The sequence below is a fragment of the Plesiomonas sp. genome (genome assembly GCF_051650925.1).
GTDB lineage: Bacteria > Pseudomonadota > Gammaproteobacteria > Enterobacterales > CAMTGL01 > Plesiomonas.
The window spans coordinates 1-2,489 of record NZ_JBOFRH010000422.1 but is presented as its reverse complement, the minus strand read 5'-3'; the positions used below and the strand labels follow the sequence as shown (position 1 = coordinate 2,489).

3 protein-coding genes are annotated in these 2,489 nt (G+C 42.5%); 2 read left to right on the top strand and 1 reads right to left on the bottom strand.

Annotated features, from left to right (window positions below):
- Positions 1 to 201: 201 nt before the first annotated feature.
- Both ACRC27_RS10055 and ampC read left to right on the top strand, forming a co-directional pair.
- Positions 202 to 441: an RNA recognition motif domain-containing protein gene (locus tag ACRC27_RS10055; RefSeq protein WP_438621983.1), complete on the top strand. Its 240-nt coding sequence runs from the start codon at positions 202 to 204 to the stop codon at positions 439 to 441.
- A 383-nt stretch (positions 442 to 824) separates the two neighbouring features.
- Entirely contained in the window at positions 825 to 1,991 is a 1,167-nt protein-coding gene (ampC, locus tag ACRC27_RS10050) for a class C beta-lactamase (RefSeq protein ID WP_438639805.1), read from the top strand.
- Positions 1,992 to 2,256: 265 nt separating this feature from the next.
- Here ampC and ACRC27_RS10045 read toward each other — a convergent pair.
- On the bottom strand, positions 2,257 to 2,489 hold a 233-nt coding region (locus tag ACRC27_RS10045; RefSeq protein ID WP_438639804.1), incomplete at its 5' end, for a hypothetical protein.

Below are 2,489 nucleotides of genomic sequence, written 5' to 3'. Positions count from 1 at the left end.
AACGAGAAAACCGCATCGGGCACTAAGCCTGAGCGTATGTATAACTATCATAGACAGCCAAACAATATCACTAGCCGATACTTTTTCAGCATTATTCTGTGTGAAATTTCAACTATTTTCACTTATCCACCATGAATTGCTTGGTGTAGCGCACATTCCTTGAGACAATCAGCGCTGTCATTCCATTCCAAACGGTTAATAATGAAAATCTTAGTCCGCAACTTATCCCGCTCAACCACTGAACAAGCAATTCGTACCCTGTTCTCTGCCCACGGCTTTGTATCAACGTGTAATCTGGTATTGGATCAGGTAACCGGTAAATCAAAAGGTTTTGCTTTTGTTGAAATGCCGCACGAAAAAGAAGCGGATGCGGCCATTGCAAGCCTAAACCAAGCCGAAGTTGATAAATTCAACATTCGTGTTAAAAAAGCAGACGCATAATCTGCTTGCAGAGTTCAAGGCTTTTGTACCCACCAGCCCAGCTCTGATATAACAGCAGCACATAAACAACGGCGCACAATGTTGCGCTGTTGTTGTTTTTATCTCCACTAAAACGCACGAGCAGTAAAACACACCTCTTTCTGATTTAAATCAAAAATACTTCATACCAAACCAAACACCTTGATTTTCATTTATCAAAATAAACAACCAAAAACGTCATGAATAATTAAGGAATAATAAATGATCTTATTATATAAAACGGAGGCGATATTGAGATGTTATTTATATACTCCACAGCATATTGCCAATAGATACTCTTTCCCCCACACTTCACCCGATACTGAATTTTCTCTCTTTTATATATTGGTTCACGGAAATCCAACATAATGAAAAAACCTGTGGTTAGTCTTTTAGCACTGCTGTCACTGTCTTTCTCTTCGTTTCACGTACTTGCACAAGCACCACTCACCTCTAAACAGATCGAGACGGTTGTGAATACGACGCTGCTCCCCTTGATCAAACAGCAAGAGATCCCCGGAATGGCGGTTGCAGTCATCTATAACGGGCAGCCTATGTACTTTAATTATGGGCTGGCAGATATAACAACCCAACGTCCAGTCACTGAAAATACACTGTTTGAGCTCGGTTCGGTAAGCAAAACGTTTACCGGAGTGCTTGGCGGTTATGCCGCCGAAAGTGGTCTGCTAGATTTAAATGATCCGGTAACAAAATACAGCCCAGAACTTACCGGAACATCATGGAAAAATGTGACGATGTTGCAACTGGCAACCTACACGGCAGGTGGTCTTCCTCTCCAAGTGCCTGATCAAATCAACAATCAGGCTGAACTGTGGAAATATTATCAACAATGGCAACCACACTATGCAGCCGGTACAACACGTGTGTATTCGAATGCCAGTATCGGTTTATTCGGCGCATTGGCTGTCACAAAAAGCCCGCTACGCTTTGAGCAGTTTATGGAAAAGCATATATTCCAACCCCTAAAATTAACCCGCACATTTATTCATGTGCCGGAGTCGATGCAACCAGACTATGCATGGGGATACCGCAACGGTCATGCTATGCGTGTGACTCCCGGTATGCTTGATGCGGAAGCCTATGGCGTAAAATCAACCACACATGATATGGTCAAGTTTATGTTGGCCAATATTGACCCTACGGTCTTCTCTGCCAAAAATCCGGTTTTAGAACAGGCTATTACGCGCGCACAATCACGCTATTTCCGTGCAGGAGAGATGTATCAGGGGCTAGGCTGGGAAATGTATAACTGGCCTATCAATCCGCAAACGATAATTAACGCCAGTGACAATAAAGTGGCATTACAACCACAAAAGGTTACAACGTTAACGCCTGCTGTTGCGGCAGTATCAGCATCGTGGGTACATAAAACCGGTAGTACCAACGGTTTTGGTGCTTATATCGCGTTTATTCCAGAACAAAAAATTGGGATTGTTATGTTGGCCAATAAAAATTACCCCAATCCAGTACGTGTAGAAGCGGCCACAAAAATTCTTCAGGCATTACAGTAACCCCACAGCATACTCTCTCTTAGCACCACACCAAGAGAGAGTATTTATTGTGCTATAAGCTCACCATCACATACGGCCTACTCCACCAGCACACAAGATAAACACTCAAATCCATAACAAAAACAAATCAATTGTTTATTTTTTGAGATTGAATTGGGAATATATCCCCGAAAAAATTCAGACCCATGTGAAAAATCAATCTGTTTTGATTATTGCTAACATTTTCCTGCAGTACTGTGGTTGCAGCGGTAGAGTTAGCACTATTTTATTTACCCACGGTGTTTTCTGCTTTGTTTATTCTCTGCCACGCCAGCACCTCTGCTACTTCCAACCACACGGCTTCTTGTTCAAGTGCTTTACCCTGCCGTTGCATGGTATCAATTAAGTGTTTTAACTCCGGTTCAAACTTGGGATAAGCAATATGCTGCAGCATTGCATTAAATTCACGTTGGCTACTTTGCCACAGATGTTGACTGCCAAGATCGGTAAGTTGTTGCA

Excerpts from the sequence above, each read along its gene's own strand:
- ACRC27_RS10055 (WP_438621983.1), top strand. The coding sequence starts at position 202 with ATGAAAATCTTAGTCCGCAACTTATCCCGCTCAACCACTGAACAAGCA.